24 protein-coding genes are annotated in these 18792 nt (G+C 68.8%); all 24 read left to right on the plus strand.

The window, feature by feature from the left end; genetic code table 11:
- The first annotated feature begins 6 nt into the window (after positions 1-6).
- The 24 genes from GGQ83_RS01970 (at position 7) to GGQ83_RS02080 (ending at position 18715) form a co-directional block, all read left to right on the plus strand.
- Positions 7-333, plus strand: a complete 327-nt coding sequence (locus GGQ83_RS01970; protein WP_184381917.1) for a helix-turn-helix domain-containing protein — start codon at positions 7-9, stop codon at positions 331-333.
- Between the two features lie 12 nt (positions 334-345).
- Complete coding sequence (locus tag GGQ83_RS01975) at positions 346-1065, plus strand: ImmA/IrrE family metallo-endopeptidase (RefSeq protein WP_184381918.1); 720 nt, start codon at positions 346-348, stop codon at positions 1063-1065.
- A gap of 116 nt (positions 1066-1181) precedes the next feature.
- Positions 1182-2348, plus strand: a complete 1167-nt coding sequence (locus GGQ83_RS01980) for a hypothetical protein (RefSeq protein ID WP_184381919.1) — start codon at positions 1182-1184, stop codon at positions 2346-2348.
- A 1-nt stretch (position 2349) separates the two neighbouring features.
- The gene (locus GGQ83_RS01985; RefSeq protein WP_184381920.1) at positions 2350-3318 is read left to right on the plus strand and encodes a hypothetical protein; all 969 of its coding nucleotides are present in this window, start codon (positions 2350-2352) and stop codon (positions 3316-3318) included.
- Positions 3319-3464: 146 nt separating this feature from the next.
- Positions 3465-3695 (plus strand): helix-turn-helix transcriptional regulator, encoded by a 231-nt coding sequence (locus GGQ83_RS01990; RefSeq protein ID WP_184381921.1) that lies wholly within the window; start codon positions 3465-3467, stop codon positions 3693-3695.
- Positions 3695-4414 carry a hypothetical protein gene (locus tag GGQ83_RS01995; protein WP_184381922.1) on the plus strand — a complete coding sequence of 240 codons (720 nt, stop codon included), beginning with the start codon at positions 3695-3697 and terminating at the stop codon, positions 4412-4414. The genes GGQ83_RS01990 and GGQ83_RS01995 overlap by 1 nt, the downstream gene beginning before the upstream one ends.
- A complete protein-coding gene (locus tag GGQ83_RS02000; RefSeq protein WP_184381923.1) occupies positions 4398-4868 on the plus strand; it encodes a hypothetical protein in 471 nt (156 codons plus the stop codon). Before GGQ83_RS01995 ends, GGQ83_RS02000 begins: the two co-directional genes overlap by 17 nt.
- An 8-nt stretch (positions 4869-4876) precedes the next feature.
- Complete coding sequence (locus GGQ83_RS02005) at positions 4877-5302, plus strand: hypothetical protein (protein WP_184381924.1); 426 nt, start codon at positions 4877-4879, stop codon at positions 5300-5302.
- Positions 5299-5427, plus strand: coding sequence for a hypothetical protein (locus GGQ83_RS19990; RefSeq protein WP_260170359.1), 129 nt, complete (start codon positions 5299-5301; stop codon positions 5425-5427). The genes GGQ83_RS02005 and GGQ83_RS19990 overlap by 4 nt, the downstream gene beginning before the upstream one ends.
- Positions 5428-5513: 86 nt before the next feature.
- The gene (locus GGQ83_RS02010; protein WP_184381925.1) at positions 5514-5990 is read left to right on the plus strand and encodes a hypothetical protein; all 477 of its coding nucleotides are present in this window, start codon (positions 5514-5516) and stop codon (positions 5988-5990) included.
- Complete coding sequence (locus tag GGQ83_RS02015) at positions 5990-6178, plus strand: hypothetical protein (RefSeq protein ID WP_184381926.1); 189 nt, start codon at positions 5990-5992, stop codon at positions 6176-6178. The genes GGQ83_RS02010 and GGQ83_RS02015 overlap by 1 nt, the downstream gene beginning before the upstream one ends.
- Positions 6178-6969 (plus strand): ATP-binding protein, encoded by a 792-nt coding sequence (locus GGQ83_RS02020; protein WP_184381927.1) that lies wholly within the window; start codon positions 6178-6180, stop codon positions 6967-6969. Before GGQ83_RS02015 ends, GGQ83_RS02020 begins: the two co-directional genes overlap by 1 nt.
- Positions 6970-6972: 3 nt before the next feature.
- Positions 6973-7512 carry a DUF669 domain-containing protein gene (locus GGQ83_RS02025; protein ID WP_184381928.1) on the plus strand — a complete coding sequence of 180 codons (540 nt, stop codon included), beginning with the start codon at positions 6973-6975 and terminating at the stop codon, positions 7510-7512.
- A 58-nt stretch (positions 7513-7570) separates the two neighbouring features.
- Positions 7571-8671, plus strand: coding sequence for a PD-(D/E)XK nuclease family protein (locus tag GGQ83_RS02030; RefSeq protein WP_184381929.1), 1101 nt, complete (start codon positions 7571-7573; stop codon positions 8669-8671).
- Positions 8668-10251: a DEAD/DEAH box helicase gene (locus tag GGQ83_RS02035; protein ID WP_184381930.1), complete on the plus strand. Its 1584-nt coding sequence runs from the start codon at positions 8668-8670 to the stop codon at positions 10249-10251. The genes GGQ83_RS02030 and GGQ83_RS02035 overlap by 4 nt, the downstream gene beginning before the upstream one ends.
- A 125-nt stretch (positions 10252-10376) precedes the next feature.
- Entirely contained in the window at positions 10377-10601 is a 225-nt protein-coding gene (locus GGQ83_RS02040; RefSeq protein WP_184381931.1) for a DUF6511 domain-containing protein, read from the plus strand.
- Complete coding sequence (locus tag GGQ83_RS02045; protein WP_184381932.1) at positions 10598-10999, plus strand: hypothetical protein; 402 nt, start codon at positions 10598-10600, stop codon at positions 10997-10999. Before GGQ83_RS02040 ends, GGQ83_RS02045 begins: the two co-directional genes overlap by 4 nt.
- Positions 10996-13314, plus strand: a complete 2319-nt coding sequence (locus GGQ83_RS02050; protein WP_184381933.1) for a bifunctional DNA primase/polymerase — start codon at positions 10996-10998, stop codon at positions 13312-13314. Before GGQ83_RS02045 ends, GGQ83_RS02050 begins: the two co-directional genes overlap by 4 nt.
- Positions 13315-13518: 204 nt before the next feature.
- A complete protein-coding gene (locus tag GGQ83_RS02055; RefSeq protein ID WP_184381934.1) occupies positions 13519-13749 on the plus strand; it encodes a hypothetical protein in 231 nt (76 codons plus the stop codon).
- The gene (locus GGQ83_RS02060; protein WP_184381935.1) at positions 13739-14287 is read left to right on the plus strand and encodes a DUF6456 domain-containing protein; all 549 of its coding nucleotides are present in this window, start codon (positions 13739-13741) and stop codon (positions 14285-14287) included. The genes GGQ83_RS02055 and GGQ83_RS02060 overlap by 11 nt, the downstream gene beginning before the upstream one ends.
- Positions 14288-14353: 66 nt before the next feature.
- Positions 14354-15316: an HNH endonuclease gene (locus GGQ83_RS02065; RefSeq protein WP_207017861.1), complete on the plus strand. Its 963-nt coding sequence runs from the start codon at positions 14354-14356 to the stop codon at positions 15314-15316.
- A gap of 337 nt (positions 15317-15653) precedes the next feature.
- Positions 15654-17123 (plus strand): site-specific DNA-methyltransferase, encoded by a 1470-nt coding sequence (locus GGQ83_RS02070; protein ID WP_184381937.1) that lies wholly within the window; start codon positions 15654-15656, stop codon positions 17121-17123.
- Entirely contained in the window at positions 17113-18381 is a 1269-nt protein-coding gene (locus GGQ83_RS02075; RefSeq protein ID WP_184381938.1) for a site-specific DNA-methyltransferase, read from the plus strand. The genes GGQ83_RS02070 and GGQ83_RS02075 overlap by 11 nt, the downstream gene beginning before the upstream one ends.
- A gap of 97 nt (positions 18382-18478) precedes the next feature.
- Positions 18479-18715 carry a hypothetical protein gene (locus GGQ83_RS02080; RefSeq protein WP_184381939.1) on the plus strand — a complete coding sequence of 79 codons (237 nt, stop codon included), beginning with the start codon at positions 18479-18481 and terminating at the stop codon, positions 18713-18715.
- The last annotated feature ends 77 nt before the right edge of the window (positions 18716-18792 follow it).

An 18792-nucleotide genomic window follows, 5' to 3' on the forward strand; every position in this document is an offset into this window, starting at 1 on the left:
AGGGCGATGACAGCGCCAACCACCACCCTGGGACAGGCCATCATTGGCGCCAGAAAGAAGAAGGGGATCAGCCAGAAGGATCTGGCTGCCGCTGTCCAGAAGGAGGACGGCTCGGGGTCGATATCGCCGCAATATCTCAACGACATCGAGCACGACCGCCGCAGCCCGACCTCCGATCACCTGATACGGGAATTCGCCCGGGCTCTTGGCGAGGATGAGGACTACCTGTTTGTTCTCGCTGGTAAAATCCCCGAAGATCTCCGGCTGGCGGCCACTGACCCAGCCAACACGGCCAAGGCCTTCCGGGCCTTCCGGCGAAGCCTGTCGAAATAGGGGCTCGAGGCGGTGGGCTGGCTGGTCGATAAATCGGGGCGCTTTCCGCAGCGTCTCTACCTGCGCCCAGCGGAGATCGACCGCGATTGCGAGCGGCTGGTCACGGCCTTCCTGCAGGAGCGCCATGGCGAGGTACGTTTCCCGCTCTCCACTGATGACCTCACCGTGCTGGTCGAGCGGTATAGCAGCAGCCTCGACCAGTATGCCGACCTCTCGGACGAGGGCGACGACGTCGAGGGGATGACCTGCTTCCTACCCGACCAGCTGCCGCAGGTCCTCATCTCCGTCCAGCTGACCGAGCAGGCCAACCGGCAGAACCGTCTTCGCACCACGCTGGCCCATGAGCTGGGCCACGCCTTCTATCACCGCGCCGTGTTCGACCACGTGTTCGCCGCGCCGCCGCACATGTTCGAGGCCGCACGTGCCGAGCCACGGACAGTCTGCAAGCGCGACAGCATGATGGGGACCACCGAGTTCGACTGGCTGGAATGGCAGGCCGGCTATTTCAGCGGCGCCATCCTGATGCCGGCCCAACGGGTGCGCCGGTCCGTTGGGGACCTGCTGCGCGACCAGGGGATCCATGGCGCCGCAGTCATAGGCACGGTGCCCGCCGCGGAAGCGGAGCGACATGTCATGGCCAGCTTCCAGGTTTCCGCTGAGGCGGCGCGGGTTCGCCTGCGTAAACTGAGCCTCCTAGCCGATTCGGCGGGGCCGCCCACACTGTTCGGCTGAGCCGACCCCACTACGCAGGTGTGCGTATCTTTTCGCTTGTGCCCGCACACCGATTCTTGATACGCCGTTTAGCGGATCGCCAGCGCCGCTGGTAATGAACCCTCAACGGAGCCCACATGCCGGCCTTCAGCACATTCCTGCGCAGCACGCCCCCCGCCCTCCTGCACCGCTACTTCCAGCAGACCGGCGGCGCATTTCCGGCCGACTTCGAATGGAGTGCCAGCCAGCCGGAGCTGGTGCGCAGCCTGTCGCTGGCCATGGCGGGATGGGACGCTGCCCTGCGAGGGAGGGTCCGGGCCGAGGCGGAGCGCATCTCTGAAATGTCCGACGAGGAAGGCCAGACGGCGCTGTTCGGCGTGGCGGTCGATCGGGCCGCGCTCGAAGCTCTCGGCAGCGGGCACGCCCGCGCGGTGACCATGTTCCTGGATGACCGGCCCGGTTTCCGGCGAGCAGAGGAAGCCCGCTATGCTGACGACAAGCGCAATGGCCGGTTGTGGGACGGCTTCCGTGGTGAAACCGGACTAGATGTGCGCCGCCACGGCGAGCCGCGGACAGCGTTCGAGGTGGCCATCAAGGACCGTTTCGAGAGCCCGAACGTCCACATCGACATCTACGATCGCACCCGGCCGATCTTCGAGGAAGCGCCCGCTGAACTCGTCCAGGTGACCATCTACCGCGAAGGTCGGCTGGATGAGGAACTGGTCTTCGTCGGCGGCACGCTGGATCGGCAGCCGCGCCGGCCCGTGGTCGAGGCCGCCATCACCTATGACCGCACCAGCGGCGTCATCGAGGTGGTCGGTCCCGATCGCAATACCCGCGTCGATCTGGTCCGGCTCTTCGCGCAGCATCTGCTGGAGACCGAATTCCGCGACGAGCGGGTTGGGGTGCGGCTGTATGATCTGCGCCCCCTTCTCCGGCGTCACGCCTTCCCGGTCGATGCGGTGGACGCAATCGAGGAGGTGAAGGTCGTCATGCTCCGCTTCATCCCGCTCGACACGCAGGGCCAGCGCATGGGCCTGGAATGCGCGCGCACCGCGCCCACCGATATCTGGGCCATGGCCGCGGAGCGTCTTGGCACCGGCGATCCCTTTCGGGGCGGCTGGGCCATCATTCAGGCTCGCCTGTCCATCCGGCTGCGGGCCGGGCCACATGGCCGCACGGCGCGGACGCTGAACCTCAACATTTCGCTGCCGCGGGGCTGTGACCTGAAGGATCGCACCGAGGCCGAGAGGATGATCGGCGAGAAGTACCTGCGCCGCTGGGGGCTCGTGGTGGACGTGTGACGTGACAGCGCCACTCGGGGCAGAGGGTCTCGATCTCCTGCTCGCCGCGCTCGAGTTGCCGGTGGCCTCCCTGTCGGCGGTCACCGTCAACGACCTCTATCCCGATGCGGCAGCGGCACTGCAGAAGGCCGGCCTGCTCCATGCCGAGGGGTATGAGGTTGCGGCGGCCTCCCCGGCGGATCACGAGGATGTGCCGACCGCGGCGACCTGGTGCCCTGACCGTGGCGCTTTCGGGACGTTCACCGCGGGTGCCGGCTGGGTGCCGCTGCCGGACATGCAGCTTGCACGGTACGTCCTGCAAATCGAGCAGGTCCTGGGGTGTGTGATCGAGGCGCAGCGGCGGGCGCCCGGAGCGGACATCGCCTGCATCGTGCCTGACTTCCTGTGGGACCTTGGCGACGTTCGGCTTCCCGGCCGCGCCCATCATGTTCAGCTCTGGTTCGCCAGGCGCATGGCGCATCCTGGTGTTTGGCAACAGATCAAGGGGGCGGTTCGCGCACGGCCGCCCGCGCGTCAGCGAATCATCCTGACCAGCACGCGCCTCGACCATCTGCCTGAGTCCGCGATACCGCGACACGCCATTCTCTCGCTGCACGATGTCCTTGCCGGACAGGTGGACGTCAGTATCGGCCCCGAGGTCCTCGCCGCGTATCTGGATGGCGTGCCAACCGGCGCCGCTGGCGGGGAACTGCTCGTCATCGGTGATGGTCGCGAAGTGCATCTTCGCGGTGAGATCTATCGCTTCCCGAAGGGTGACACGCAGCGTCGCGTCATCATGCATCTCTATGCAGCCTATCTTGAAGGAGAAGTGCAGGTGCCCACGGCCAGGATCATCGCCGCCCTGGACATGGATCTCTCCACCCGGCTGCGCGACACATTCAAGCACCACCCTGCCTGGGGAAAGCTGCTGAACGAGAAGGCGGGGCTGTGCGGCTTCTGCCTGGAGCCAACTGACCAAGCGACCGGGTAGGCAGAATCCCGATCCCGCCACGGCGGGAAAATCCTGGCCGGGGGTCGCACTCCCCCTGATCTCCCCCTCCACTCCCCCCGATCTCCCCCCACCCAGGGACGCATTCTTCCTCGCGTGAACACGACGCGCTTGGAGGTACCGCCCCGATGACAGTGAAGCATCTGACGCAGACGGAGGTGGCGCGCCGCTGGTGCCTCAGCCCCCGCACGTTGGAGCGCTGGCGCTGGCTCGGCCAGGGGCCCGCCTTCCTGAAGCTGGGCGGCCGCGTCGCCTATCGCCTCGAGGATATTGAGGCCTTCGAGGCGGCGCAGACCCGCGACGCCACCGGCACTACGCAGCCGTCCCATGCCGGCGTGCCGGTCGCGGTGACCGCCTGATGAGCGCGCTGGTCCGCTACGAGCAGGCCCGCACCGCGCTGGCCGAATGTGCCCGCATCGATGAGGCCTCGGAGATCCGCGACAAGGCCGCGGCGCTCGCCGCCTACTCCCGCCAGCGCGATGACCGCGAGCTCGAAGTCTGGGTGCGCGAGATCCACCTCCGCGCCTGCGTGCGCATCGGCGAGCTGAGCCGCGAGTTGGAACGTGCCGAGCCTGGCGGCGCAGGCGGTGGCTCGAAGTTCCCAGCGGTGGGCATTTCGAAGGCCCAGGCCCTGGCTGATGCCGGCATCTCCACCAGCACCGCCCAGCGCTACGAGGAATTGGCCGGGGGGCGTGAGGAGCAGGCCCAGGCCGCGGGCCGCGCCGCGATGGAGGCGTACTTCGCGCAGTCCCGCGCCGACGGGGCGCCGCCGACCATGGCAGGGCTCCGCGGCGCGGTACGCGATGCCGTTCACGCCACCATCGGTTCGCCGCCGCCCCGCACCAAGCGTCCATCCCCGCCGCCCGAGCCGCCGAAGGTCGCGCCGATCGGCGCGGATTGGGCCGACTGGACGGCGGCCGTCCTCACCGTGGCGACCCTGCCCACCGACTTCGCCTCGCTCGCCGGCCGCAGCCCGCGAGCCCTGCTCGCCGATCTGCGCGGCGAGGCCCGCGAGGCGCTGCAGCGGCTGCCGCTCTGGATCAACGCCCTGGAGAACGAACATGACCACTCCGCATGACCGCATGCGGACGCTGATCCGCGAAGCCCGCATCAGCGTCCACCACCGCGGCAACGTCCCCGCCATTGTGGGCGAGATCGTCCGCAGCGCGTCCGAGACCATCCGCCAGGATGATCAGCTGTTCGCCGTCGTGCTCTCGACCGCGCTGAACAAGCTGATCCGCGACGACCTCAAGCGCAGCGCCGAAAGCGCCGACCACGCCGAGGGGCTGCGCGCCGAGCAGATGGAGATGTTCCCGCAGGATGCGCGGGCGACCGTCGAGCAGATCGGCCGCGGTGAGGTCTTCGTCCCCAGCCGCAACGCCTTCGTTCCGCTGCTGCCGAGCCACCTGCTGCCGCAGGAGATCGACGAGGCTGGGAAGTACCTCATCGAGCACGGTGGCGACTGCATCCGCCGCGGGGGGCTGCTGCGCCGGCTGGGCCGGATCATGCAGACCCACCGGCAGGCGGCGTGAGGCCGGCCATGGGCAAATCCTCCCGCGATAAGGGCCTGCGCCGCGAGCGCGCGATCGTCGAAATCCACATGAAGTGCGGCCTGCGCGCCGAACGCGTGCCGCTCTCCGGTGCCGTCCGGTACCGCGGCAACGGCGCCGACGTCCATCTCTATGTCCGCGGCGCCGAGCCGGTGAAGGCCGAGGTCAAGGCGCGCGGCGAGGGCGACGGATTCAAGACGCTGGAGCGCTGGCTCGGCGGCAACGACGCGCTGTTCCTCTGGCGCGATCGCGCGACGCCGATGGTGGTCCTGCCGCTCCACGTCTGGATCGAGATCGCGCGCCGCAGCGTGCGCTGCACGGAGCCCGATGCCGATCGCGAGCGCGCCCAGCGCGCGCGCCAGGCCGAGGAAGGTCCGCTGCCGCCGGCCGATGCCATCGCCGGGGCGACGCCGTGAGCCCGCGCACCGCCCGCCGCGTGCACGCCATCGGCGAAGCCCTCCGGAATCTCGCCAGCGGTGCGCTGCTGGCCGGCGGCTTCATCGCGCTCCTCTGGCTCGCTGAGCTGGTGACCATCCGATGAGCGCCCTCCCCATGCCGATGCCCGCGCCCGCCCGGCCGCCTGCATCGCCCATCCAGCCGGGCACCTCCTCGTTGAACGGGACCACCATGACCAACCGAACCACTCTGGCGCAGCTGCGCAAGATGGACGCCGCGCAGGCCGCCCGCCTGCCCGTCGATCATCTGGCGCTGCTGCTGGAAGAGGTCGGGGCGCTGAAGGCCGATGCCAAGCACCTCGCCGACCTGCTGCACGACGCGCTGCATGCCCGCTATGGCGCCCCTGCGGCGGCCGCCCGTCGCGTCGAGGGCAAGGACACCGGCCGCGTCCGCATCACGGATGACGCCTTCGAGGTCGTCGCCGACCTCCCGAAGAAGGCGGCGTGGGACCAGCCGAAGCTGGCCGCGGCGGTCGCCACCATCGTGGCGTGGGGCGAGGACCCCGCGGACTACGTCACCACCGAGATCCGCGTGCCGGAAAGCCGCTTCACGGCCTGGCCGCCGCGCATCCGTGCGGTCTTCGAGCCGGCGCGCACCGTCGCCACCGGTCGCCCCTCCTACACCCTCGAACAGAAGGACGCCGCGTGATGGCGCATGAGCTCCGCATCCAGGTCGTCATCCCGCTGCAGGGTGATGCAGTCGCCCGCGCGAAGGACGTCGCCGCCTTCGAGCCGACGCTCGACAGCTTCACCGAGGTCGTCGCGCGCGCCGGCGGCGACATCAAGGTCGACGTCATCAAGGCCAAGCCGCGCGCCGCGAAGGGGGAGGCGCACTGATGGCGATCTCCCTCGCATCCCTGCGGCGTGGTGGCGACGCGCGCCCGCCCCGGCTGCTCACCTATGGCGTGGCCGGTGTCGGCAAGACGCTGTTCGCGACCTCCGCGCCACGGCCGGTGGTGGTGCAGACCGAGGATGGCCTCGGCACGATCAGCGCATCCACCTTCGGCGTGCTGCGCAGCTTCGACGCGGTGATGGAGGCGCTCGGCAGCCTCTACACCGAGGCGCACGACTTCGAGACGCTGGTTGTGGACAGCCTCGATTGGCTGGAGCCTCTGGTCTGGCAGCACACAGCGCAGACGCACAACCAGCCGGACATCGAGTCCTTCGGCTACGGCAAGGGCTACCTCGCTGCGTTGGACACATGGCGCAGCTTCCTCGACGGCGTGAACGCGCTGCGCGACGAGCGCGGCATGGGCGTGATCCTGATCGCGCACGCCGAGATCCGGCGCTTCGATAGCCCTGAGACCGAACCCTACGACCGGTACCAGCCGAAGCTGCATCGCAGCGCATCGGCCCTGGTGCAGGAGCATGTCGATGCCGTGCTCTTCGCAAACTACCGCGTCAGCACGCTGAAGTCGGACGTCGGCTTCAACAAAAAGGTGGTCCGCGGCGTGAGCGGCGGCGACCGCCTGCTGCACACCGCCGAGCGGCCGGCCTTCCTCGCGAAGAACCGCTTCGGCCTGGCCGAGACGCTGCCGCTGTCCTGGCCCGAGCTCGCCGCCGGCATCCCCTTCTACGCGATGCCGCCCAGCGCCGCCCCCGCCTCCACCACCGAAGCCCGGAGCTGACCCATGGCATCCCTCAATGGAACCTTTGACGCGACCGAAGTCGCCCCCGCCGTCCCGCTCGAGGTGCTGCCGCCCGGCAAATACCTCGCGCACCTGATCGAGAGCGAGATGCTGCCGACCAAGGCCGGTGACGGGCAGCTCCTCAAGCTGGTGTTCGAGGTGCTGGAAGGCCCCTCGGCGCGCCGGAAGATCTTCGACCAGCTCAACTTGGTGAACCGCAACGAGCAGACAGTCGAGATCGCGCAGCGCACGCTGTCCGCCATCTGCCACGCGGTGGGCCAGGTGCATGTCAGCGACAGCGAGCAGCTGCACTTCAAGCCGCTGATCGTAACCCTGAAGGTCGAGCCGGCCGGAAACGACAAGTACGGCGTGCACCGCGAGGCGCGGAACAAGGTGGCTGGCTACTCCGCGGCCAACGCGGGCGCGGCCCCCGGCATCGCCCCGCGTCCTGCCAGCCCGGGGCCTCGTCCGGCCGCCGCGGCGCCTCCGCCGGCCGCCCGCACCGGCGCGGCAGCGACCCCGCCCTGGCGCCGCAATGCCTGATCACCAGCCGGCAGGCCGTCCGCCTGCCGGCCTCTCTCCCTCGAAGCAGGATCAGGTCATGGCTGCCCTTCCTCCGCCCGCATGTCCCACCGTCACCGCCATCTACGCGTCCTATGAGGCGGCGGCGGATAGCGGCTATCGCGCGCACCTCGGCGCCTCGCTGATCGGCACGGAATGCGAGCGGGCCATCTGGTATTCCTTCCGCTGGGCCACCCGTGCGCGCCACACCGGCCGGCTGCTGCGGCTGTTCGAAACCGGCAATCTAGCCGAGGCCCGCTTCGTCGCCGACCTGCGGCGCATCGGCGTGACGGTCCTGGACCTGGATCCCGCGACAGGGCGCCAGTGGAACCTGCGCGATGCCTCCGGCCACTTCGGCGGCAGCATGGACGCCGTGGCGATCGGCCTGCCCGAGGCGCCGGCGACTTGGCACGTCTGCGAGTTCAAGACCCACAGCGCCAAGTCCTTCGCCAAGCTGAAGACCGAGGGCGTGGCGGCGTCCAAGCCGCTGCATTGGGCGCAGATGCAGGCGTACATGCAGCTCGCCGGCCTCAATCGCGCCTTCTACCTGGCGGTCTGCAAGGACACGGATGAGCTCTACCAGGAGCGCATCCGGCGCGATGCCGAGGCCGGGCTGCGCATCCTGGCCAAGGCCGAGCGCATCATTCGCGCCCCCCGGCCGCCGGCCCGCATCAGCCAAGATCCCGCTTGGTGGCAGTGCCGCTTCTGCGACCACCACACCGTCTGTCATGCCGGCGCGGCGCCGGAGCGGCATTGCCGGTCCTGCCTGCATGCGTCGCCTGCCCAGGGTGGGGACTGGCATTGCGCGCGCCACCACGCCCCTCTCGGCCGGCGCGACCAGGAGGCAGGCTGCGCGGCCCATCTCTATCTGCCGGACTTCGTGGCCGCGGAGCAGGTCGACGCGGGCGAGGACTGGGTCAGCTATCGGCTGCCGGACGGCACCGAATGGCGTGACGGCGTGCCCGCCGCGGCGCGGCCGGACACTGTCTCGCACCTGCCATGCCGGATCTGTCGCGCCACGATCTATCGGGTCGGACCCGGCAAGGGGCCGCACATCGCCGAGCTGATCTGCACCGGCTGCGAGACGGGCGGGCGCTGGCTCAGCAAGGTGGATGCTGCGGCGATGGGAGTGGCGGCATGACCCTCTCCCTCCGCCCGTACCAGCGCGCCGCCATCGAGGCGCTCTACGACTATTTCTCGGCCAGCAGCGGCAATCCGCTGGTCGTGATGCCGACCGGCACCGGCAAGAGCCTGTGCATCGCCGGCTTCACGCGTGAGGCGATCGCCGCCTATGGCGACACCCGCGTTCTGATCCTCACCCACGTGAAGGAGTTGATCCAGCAGAACTTCATGGCGCTGCTGCGCGCCTGGCCCGAGGCGCCGGCGGGCATCTACTCGGCCGGCCTGTCGCGCCGCGACATCCACGCGCAGATCCTGTTCGCCGGCATCCAGTCGATCCACCGTCACGCGCGGCAGGTGCAGCGCTGCGACCTGGTGCTGATCGATGAGGCGCACCTGCTCGGCCGCGGCGACAGCGGCATGTACCGCTCATTCCTCGCCCAGCTGAACGAAATCAACGCTGGCCTGCTGAAGGTCGTCGGCTTCACGGCCACGCCCTATCGGCTCGACAGCGGCATGCTGCACGAAGGGAAGGATCGGCTTTTCACCGACATCGCCTTCCAGGTGCCAGTGCTGGAAATGATCCAGCAGGGATATCTCTGCCCCGTCGTCCCGAAGCAGACCTCGACGCAGCTCGACGTGGGCGGCGTCGGCACGCGGGGCGGCGAATTCATCGCCAAGGACCTCGAGGCTGCGGTGGACCGGGACGAGGTCACGCGCGCCGCTGTGGCCGAGATCGTCCAGCACGGCGAGGGCCGCGGCTCGTGGCTGGTGTTTTGCTCCGGCGTAGCGCACGCGCGCCATGTCCGCGATGCCGTCCGCGAACATGGCATCTCCGCAGAGACGGTGACGGGTGACACGCCGGGGCCGGAGCGCGACGGCATCCTGGCCGCGTTCAAGGCCGGGCGCCTGCGCTGCGTCACCAACGCCAATGTGCTCACCACCGGCTTCGATGCGCCCGGCACCGATCTCATCGCGCTGCTGCGCCCCACGAAAAGCGTCGGCCTCTACGTCCAGATGGTGGGCCGCGGCACGCGCCTCGCCGAGGGCAAGGATGACTGCCTGGTCTTGGACTTTGCCGGCAACACCGCCCGGCACGGCCCGATCGACACGGTGGACGGCCGGAAGAAGGAACCCGCCGGCGACGGCGAGGCGCCGATCAAGGTGTGCCCCGAGTGCCAGACCATCAACCACGCCAGCGCGCGGCATTGCATCGAGTGCGACCACGAGTTCCCGCCGCCGGTGGTGAAGGTGGCGCCGCAGGCGGCGTCGAACGCGCTGCTCTCGACGCAGATCCAGGCGGCCTGGTGCGACGTGACCGGCATCACCTACGCGCGCCACGACAAGCCCGGGAAGCCGGCGTCGCTGCGCGTCACCTACGAATGCGGCCTCGCGCGTCACAGCGAATGGGTGTGCTTCGAGCACACCGGCTTCCCGCGCGACAAGGCGGTGGGCTGGTGGCGGCGCCGCGCCGGCAATCTGCCGCCCCCGGTGACGGTCGATGAGGCGCTGGCACAGCTCGACCAGCTGCGCCGTCCCATCGCGATCCAGGTGCGGCCGGCCGGCCAGTACACCGAGATCGCCGCCGCGAGGTTCGTGTGAGATGCGCAGCCTGTCGTCTCCGCACCGCGCGCGGCTTTGGCTGGTTCGATCCGCGCGTGCGGACCAGCGAGCCGCTTCCCGCCTGCTCCATGCGCTGCATGAGCGCGCTCTGCCGGAGGTGGGGCGTGGTTGATCCCGACGAGCACGAGATTGCCGCCATCGCGGCGGCCAGCCCCATGGCGGGCGAGTACCTGGAGAGCATCGGCAAGACCGACCTCGCGGTGCTGACCGAGGCTGAGTGGCTGACGCTGCTGGAGGTGATCATCACCGCCTACCAGGACGAGCTTGCGCGCCGGCTGGATCAGGGCCGGCACTCCGCGCCGCCGCTCGCCGCGGGTGCTTGCCGATGAGCAGCGTTACCTCTGCCCGAGAGGTGGCGCGCCGGCTCGGCATTTCGCACACCGCGATCCAGAAGGCTGAACGCGCCGGACGGATCGCGCGTGAGCCAAGTGGCGCCTGGGACATGGAGAAGGTCCGGGCCGGCCTCGCGACCAAGAACGCTCCGGCGCCGCGCAAGCCGTATCGTCCACGCGCGAAGCAACCGCCCTGGGCCAGGGCTGCGCACCACCTTGGCGACCTCGCATCAGACATTCGTGGCCCCGCGCGCGGGATCCACGCCGAACTGGAGCGGGCGCGCCAGGCGCTCCAGCGCGCTGCCGAGCAGATTGCGGCGCTCTATCCCGAAATCCTGCGCCTGGAGCGTGCCTGCGACGCCGCCATTGCCGCACAGGAGCGTTGCAGCGAATGACGGACGCCCGCTCCTTCATGGCGGACTACGGCGAGCGCCTGGTCGACAACGGCTATTCCGTCATCCCCATCATGCCGGGCACGAAGGTGCCGGGGCGCTTCACCGGCGGGGAGTGGTCACCCTACCCAGACTGGGCGCGTCACTGCGATCGCCCGACGAAGCCCTTCGAGGTGGACATCTGGCGCCGCTGGCCCGGATGCGGCGTTGGCATCGCCACCGGCGCCGTGGTGGGCATCGACATCGATATCCTGGACGGCGCGCTGGCCATCCAAATCGCTGAGCTCGCCACCTCCATGCTCGGCGATACCGCCTGCCTGCGCATCGGCCGCGCCCCGAAGCGGCTGCTCGTCTATCGCGCCGCCACGCCCTTCGCAGGCCGGAAGCGCCACCCCCTCGAGCTGCTGGCGCGCGGCCAGCAATTCGTGGCCTATGCCGTCCACCCCGACACCGGCCGCCCCTATGAATGGCCGGAGGACAGCCTGGTGGAGATGCCGCTCTCCCGGCTGCCGGTGGTGGACGAGGCAAGTTGCGCGACGTTCCTGGACGCGGCCTGGCAGCTCGTGCCGGATGAGGTCCGGGTCAACTCGATCCTGGCGGACGCACCGACCAGCACCTGGCGCGGCCCCAGCGACCCGAAGGGCACGCGGGACGCCATCGCCGCGGCGCTGGCTTGGCTGCCGAATGACGACCTGCCGGGCAACGAGTGGATCACCGTCGGCGCCGCCATCAAGGCCGCGATCGGCGAGGAGGGGCGCGACCTCTGGCTCGACTGGTCGCGGCGGTCCGGGAAGTCGGGCCAGTCCGGCCGATCGGACACCCCCGAGCGCCGCTGGGCCTCGCTGCGGCCGCACAGCGTCGGCGCAGGGAAAATCTACTGGCTGGCCGAGCAGCGCGGCTGGGTACCGGATCCCGCGCTGACGCTGAACGGAACTGCCGCCGAGCAGGCGGCACAGCCGCATCCCGCGGCGGGCCTGCTGGCGAAGGTCGCGGTCGCGCCGCTGCCGATCGCGCCGCCGCCGAAGCCGTATCGCGTGCCGCCCGAGCTGCTGCAGGTCGATGGCACGCTGCGCATGTTCGTGGACTATGCCACGGCCAGCGCCGTCAGCCCGCAGCCGTTTCTCTCGCTCGGTGCCGCCATCTGCCTGGTCGGCGCCATCGCCGGTCGCCGGTATCGCACGCCCACCGATCTGCGCAGCAACGTCTACGCCATCGGCATCGCCGACAGCGGCGGCGGCAAGGACCATGCCCGGCGTTGCGCCAAGCGGGCGATCTATGCGGCAGGCCTGGACCGCTACCTCGGTGGTGAGGATCTCGCCTCCTCGGCGGGCCTGCTCACGTCGCTGCAGCGCCATCCGGCCCGCCTGTTCCAGGTGGACGAATTCGGCCAATTCCTGAAGCTCGTCCTGAATGCGCGCGCGCCGGCCCATAAGGCGGCCATCTGGTCGGAACTCACCAAGCTCTACACCTCGGCGGCCGAGCCCTACATCGGCGCCGAATACGCCGACCAGAAGGCGCGGCCGCGCGTCACCATCGAGCAGCCCTGCGCCTGCATCTGGGGCGTCACCGTCCCGGGCCCGCTGTGGACGGCGCTCGAAGGTGGCGCGCTGGCGGACGGCTCCATCGCGCGCTTCCTGGTCTTCCTGACCGACGACGACTACCCGGAGCGCAATGAGACTCCGGCGCCGATGGATCCGCCGCCGGCGCTGGTGTCGGCGCTGCAGGGGGTCGCCCGCGGCGTGCCCGGCCACAGCCATGGCGGGAACATCGCCGACGCCATGGAATCCTCGGCGCCGATCCACGCCTATACCGTGCCGCTGACCGCGGACGCCGAGGCGGCCATGGCTCGCGTGCGGCGCGAAGCCACCGATCTCCTGCGGTCGCACCGTGGCACCTACGCCACCGCCCTGTTCGGTAGATACGCCGAGAACGCGGCGAAGCTGGCGATGATCGCCGCGGTCAGTCGTGATCCCGCCCGGCCCATCACCGAGGCCCGCGACGTAACCTGGGCCTCGGCGCTGGTCGAGCACTGCATCGGCACGTTGCTGCGCGAAGCAGAGCGTCTCGTCGCCGACACGCCCGCGCATTCCCGCATCAAGAAGGTCCTGGAGGTGATCCGCAAGGCCGGCCGGATCAGCCGCAGCGCCTTCGTCCGGAAGACGCAGTTCCTCTCGAAGGCCGAGCGGGAGGACGCCATCGCCACGCTGCTCGACAGCAAGCAGATCGCGATCGAGGTCACGCAGAACGCGTCGGGCCCCGGCACCAGCTGGATCATCGCCACCGAACCGCAGGAGGGCTTGAAGAGTGATGCTGCATGACGCGCGCAAACCCGCAGAAAACGGGACTCTTCAACAATTCAACTTTTCACGCGGGCGTATGCAGACGCCCGGGCAGGGGTGCGGGGGAGAGAGACCCTTTGAAGAGTTTGAAGAATTGAATAGTTATATTGATCAGATAGTTAGACCCCTCTCACCCCCTCGACTCTTCACCACTCTTCAAGGGCACGGTCGGGGGAGGCCGGCATGAGCACGCCTGGCGCGCCGTTGCCGCCCCGCTCGTCCCTCGACCGCGGAAGCCGCAGCGCAACCACCGTGCCCGAGATGGAGATGCTGCGCCGCCGCGTCTGGCTGCAGCACGGCGTCGTCTCGCTGCACGTCGAGGACATCACCGATCCCTGGCTGCGCCAGGCAGTCCAGAACGAAGCCGTGCGCCGCTGGGGCCCACGGCAGCAGGAGAAGACTCATGGCCGGTAAGCGGAAGGCGAAGACCACGAAGCAGAAGGAATCGATGGGCCCCTCGAAGTGGCGGCTTCAGCATGGCGGCTTCGGCGAGCCGATCCGAGACGCGGATCCCGAGACGGGCAGCCCCGTGCAGCATCGCCGCGCCGTGGACACGCTGGGCGCCATGCAGGCCAACGGCACCATCACCGCCGAGATGTTCGAGGCGGGCGGGATCTTCCGGCGGCAGTTCCGGTCAGCGATGCTGGACGGCCTGCGTGCCGTGCCGCTGATCCGGATCGTAGGCGGCGGAGGCGACTGCATCACGGAAAAGCAGATCGCAGCTAGAGACAGGGTGGCATCCGCCATGGATGTGCTCGGCGGCTCGGACAGCGCCGCCGGGAGCTGCGTCTGGCACGTTGTCGGCTTGGAATGCTCAGTCAGGGAATGGGCGATGCGGCAGGGCTGGGGTGGCCGGACGGTGCCGGCGACGCAGGCGCAGGGGATGCTGGTCGCGGCCCTCAGCGTGCTGGCGGCGCACTACGGCTTGGTGTCGCGGGGACGCGCCGCGTGATGGAGCCGAACTTCCCCGCGGCCTCTCACGCCGCTACGTTTCCGTAGCAAACCGCCATTGGACGAGATGCCCGCGAACTCGATCGCCGATCTGCCTGCCCCAGTCACCGCAGCGAAGGCGGACTGGTTGGTCGCGTCTCACTGGATTGGTTTCACGCCAGCCGGAGACGGCCCAGATGCGCCTGGACGATGCCAAGCGACAATTTCGTCCCAGGCAGGCAATGGGTACGTCATTGAATACATCACGTTGAATTTCGGTACACCTAAGCCGGCATATCTCGCAGACCCGCGCTATCTGGCCGAGCGCGCTGAACACGCCGCTGTTGCGGGGCGACTTGTCGCTGTCCACCGGCTCAGATCATCCTCACTTTCCCTCAAGAGTATCCTTGGGGATGCTGACTACGAGCGCATGCAGGACATGTGGGATGAGGATGGTAGGCGTCGACGGTGGTCAGTCGCGTTCCCGATCGTCGAGAGCTACGAAATTCCGACGAAGCCGCTTGCTCGTGACGTGCTGGGGCCCGACGCGATGCAGCGCGTTTTCGCGCATCCGTCAGCCACGCTGCGCCCACTCAATGACGAAGAACGACGTGCCATTTCTTCGGTACCAATCCTGCTTCGCCCGACCGCAAATGCGTGGATCGGGATCCAGGCAGATATTGCAGCGGCCGAGCGGAGCGAAATCGAGACACGAATCAGTCGGCACATCGACAGTGAGCTCGGCGACAACGCAATCGAAGGGATGACCAAAGAGCAATGGGTTAAGGTCCGCCGCCGAGCGGCGTGGTTGGCTCAAAAGTTCATTCAGGATCGGCAGAAAGCCAAGACGCTGCGCTGCGACGATTGTTCGTTTGATCCCGTCATCCGGGCCAATGGCACCGGCATCAAACCGCGAAGCCTGCTGGATGTGCATCACCTTCATCCCTTGGAGGAAGGACGCCGCGTAACGACGCTCGCGGACTTCAAGCTGCTGTGCCCAACGTGCCATCGCCTGGAGCATGCTCTGCTCCGCCTTGGATCGGCGAGCTGACGCCCTCTGATCTGAAAGCGAAGAAGAAGGTAAGCCAGCGAAAGAATGTCGCGTTGATGCCTGAAACTCACATCGGGTAATCTCTCGACAGTCGTTGAATTGCGGCTGCGGCCAGTGGCTCCCGAGCCACTCGTCCGCTGATCAGCCACTGTGGCTCGCGAGCCGATGGTTCCTTCCTGGCCCCGCTGTATGCGGGGGGCGGAAGCGCGCAACGTCGCTAGCGCCAGGCCGAAGATATGGGTTGCGGTTTGCAGCCTTCGCCCGCGGCTTCAAATCGTTAGCTGCAAACCGGCGCAGGGCCGCGGCCCTGCAAACCACCTGCAAACCGGATGGCATCATGACGCTCCCCTGGATGGCGGCGAAGATTGTGCTGCGTCCAGTGGCGGAGCTGCGCCCGCATGCTGGCAATGCCCGCGTCCACAGCGCCGAGCAGCTGGAGCAGATCAAGGCCAGCATGCTGGCCTTCGGCTTCACCAACCCGCTGCTGGCCGATGAGGACGGCGTGCTGATCGCCGGCCACGGCCGGCTCGAGGTGGCGTCCGCGCTCGGCATGGCCAAGGTGCCGGTGATCGTGCTGCGGCACCTATCGGCGGCGCAGAAGGAGGCGCTGCGGCTCGCCGACAATCGCATCGCAGAGAATGCGACCTGGGACCAGGCGCTGCTGCATGATGCGCTGGCCGCGGTGCAGGCGGCGCAGGACATCGACCTCGGCGCGCTCGGCTTCTCGGCGGATGAGCTCGCAGACATCCTCGCGGCGGCTGGAGATGCCGTGTCCGACGGCGACGCGCCCGAGGCTCTGTCTGCAGATCCTGCCGAGGGGGGCGGTGCGGCTGGCGCGGCGAATACGGAGGAGACGGCGGAGGATCCCGCCGACGCCGATCCGGAGCCGCCGCGCCAGGCCGTCACCCGCCCGGGCGATCTCTGGCTGCTGGGCGGGCATCGCCTGCTCTGTGGCGACAGCACAGACGCCACCAGCGTGGCGCGCGTAATGGGCGAGGACCGCGCCGCGCTCCTGTTCACCAGCCCGCCCTACGGGAACCAGCGCGAGTACACCACCGGCGGCGTCACGGATTGGGACGCTCTCATGCAGGGCGTGTTTCAGCATCTCGACGTGGCCATGCGACCGGATGGACAGGTGCTGGTGAACCTCGGGCTGATACATCGCGACAATGAATGGCAGCCGTATTGGGCCGGCTGGCTCGACTGGATGCGCGCCCGCGGCTGGCGGCGCTTCGGGCTCTACACCTGGGACCAGGGGCCTGGCCTGCCGGGCGACTGGAACGGGCGGCTGTCGCCCGCCTTCGAGTTGCTCTTCCACTTCAATCGCGAGGCCCGGCGCCCGAACAAGATCATCCCTTGCCGCTGGGCGGGGCACGTCAATTCCGAGAAGGGTGGCCTCCGCGCCAAGGACGGCACCGTCGGCGAATGGCAGCACGCCGGCCAAGGAGTCCAGGAAACCCGGATCCCGGACAACGTGCTGCGCATCACGCGGCACAAGGCCCGCGGGATCGAGACGGAGCATCCTGCGGTGTTCCCTGTCGCGCTGCCGGACTTCCTGATGCGGGCCTATGCCGATGAGGGCGACGTGGTGTTCGAGCCCTTCGCTGGCGCTGGCACCACCATCATCGCCGGCCAGCGCACCGGTCGCCGCGTGCGCGCGATCGAGCTGGCGCCTGCCTATGTCGACCTAGCCGTGGCGCGGTGGCGGATGCTGCATCCGGACATGCCGGTGACGCTGGCGGACGATGGTCGCGATTACGACGCCGTTGCCGCAGCGCGGATGGAGGTCACTGCCGATGCAGCCTGACCTCGTCGTCTCCACACTGCCGGTCGCGGCGCTGGTGCCCTATGCCGAAAACGCCCGGACGCACTCTGCGTCCCAGGTGGCGCAGATCGCGGCATCCATCGCCGAGTTCGGCTTCGTGAACCCGGTGCTGGTCGATGCCGAGGGCGTTCTGATCGCCGGCCACGGCCGCGTCATGGCGGCGAAGCAGCTCGGGCTGGCCTCGGTGCCTGTGCTGCGGCTCGGCCATCTCTCTCCTGCTCAGGCCCGCGCGCTCCGGCTCGCGGACAACCAGATCGCGCTGAACTCGGGCTGGGACGAGGCGCTGCTCGCCGCCGAGATCGCCCGCATCCGCGACGAGGCGGTGGTCGACCTGGACGTGCTCGGCTTTTCCGGCATGGAGCTCGACAGGCTGTTGGCTGCGGCCGACGCTGGTCTCGGCGATGATGGTGACGATGCGCCGCCGCCGCCCGTGGTGCCGGTCAGCCGGACAGGTGATCTGTGGATCTGCGGCGAGCACCGCCTGCTGTGCGGCGACGCGACGAAGCTGGCCGACGTGCAGCGTGCCCTGGGTGCCGGCCATCTGGCCGACATGGGCTTCGTCGATCCGCCCTATAATGTGGCCTACGAGGGCGGCACGGCGGCCAAGATGACCATCGCCAATGACGCGCTCGGCGGCGGCTTTCCGGAGTTCCTGCGACCGGCGCTGGCCAACCTGCTCTCGGTGACCAAGGGCGCCTGCTACGTCTGCATGTCCTCGTCCGAATGGCCAACGCTGCATCGCATCTGGCAGGAGGCGGGCGGCAAATGGTCCAGCACCATCATCTGGGCGAAGAACACCTTCGCGCTTGGCCGTGCCGACTACCACCAGCAGTTCGAAGCCATGCTCTATGGCTGGAAGGCCGGAGCGCAGCACTACTGGTGCGGCGCGCGCGACCAAGGAAATGTCTGGCACTTCGACAAGCCGGCCCGCAACGATCTGCATCCGACGATGAAGCCGGTGGCGCTGGTGGAGCGCGCCATCCGCAACAGCAGCAAGCCGCGCGACACGGTGCTGGACTGCTTCGGCGGGTCGGGCACGACGATGATCGCGGCGGAGCGAACGGGGCGGCGTGCCGTATTGCTGGAGATCGACCCCGCCTATGCCGATGTGATCGTGCGGCGCTGGCAGGAAGCGAACGGCGAAGCCGCCGTGCTGGAGGGTGATGATCGCATCTTCGCCGATGTCGCCGCGGCCCGCGGCATTGTCGATCATGATGTGATCCAGACCGCCGAATCATAGCAATCTCACGACGCTGCATCTTGCTTGGCTCGTGCGCGCCACAGCGCGAATGGTCCGTCACACGCAGGGGGTGCCCTGCACCACGACGGAGACGACCATGACCGACCGCGAAGCCCGCGCCACCCGCAACCAGGAACGCAGCCTGGCCGCCTTCCTCGCGAAAAAGGCCGAATTCGACGCCCTCCTCGCCGAACTCACCCAGGCCAGCGCGGACCATTTTGGCGCCAACCCCGAGACGGTGCTTTGGGGCGAAGCGGCCTGGCTTTCGGATGCGACGGCGAAGCTGAAGGACATCCCGGACCAGCATTTCCGCCGCGGCGAATACGCAGCCTGACGCGGGCCACTCCCGCACCGCCCCGACCGGCAGCGCCGGCGGGGCTCCCGGCAGTAGGGGCCGATGACCGGCACCCG

This window comes from Roseococcus suduntuyensis (genome assembly GCF_014196305.1).
Lineage (GTDB): Bacteria > Pseudomonadota > Alphaproteobacteria > Acetobacterales > Acetobacteraceae > Roseococcus > Roseococcus suduntuyensis.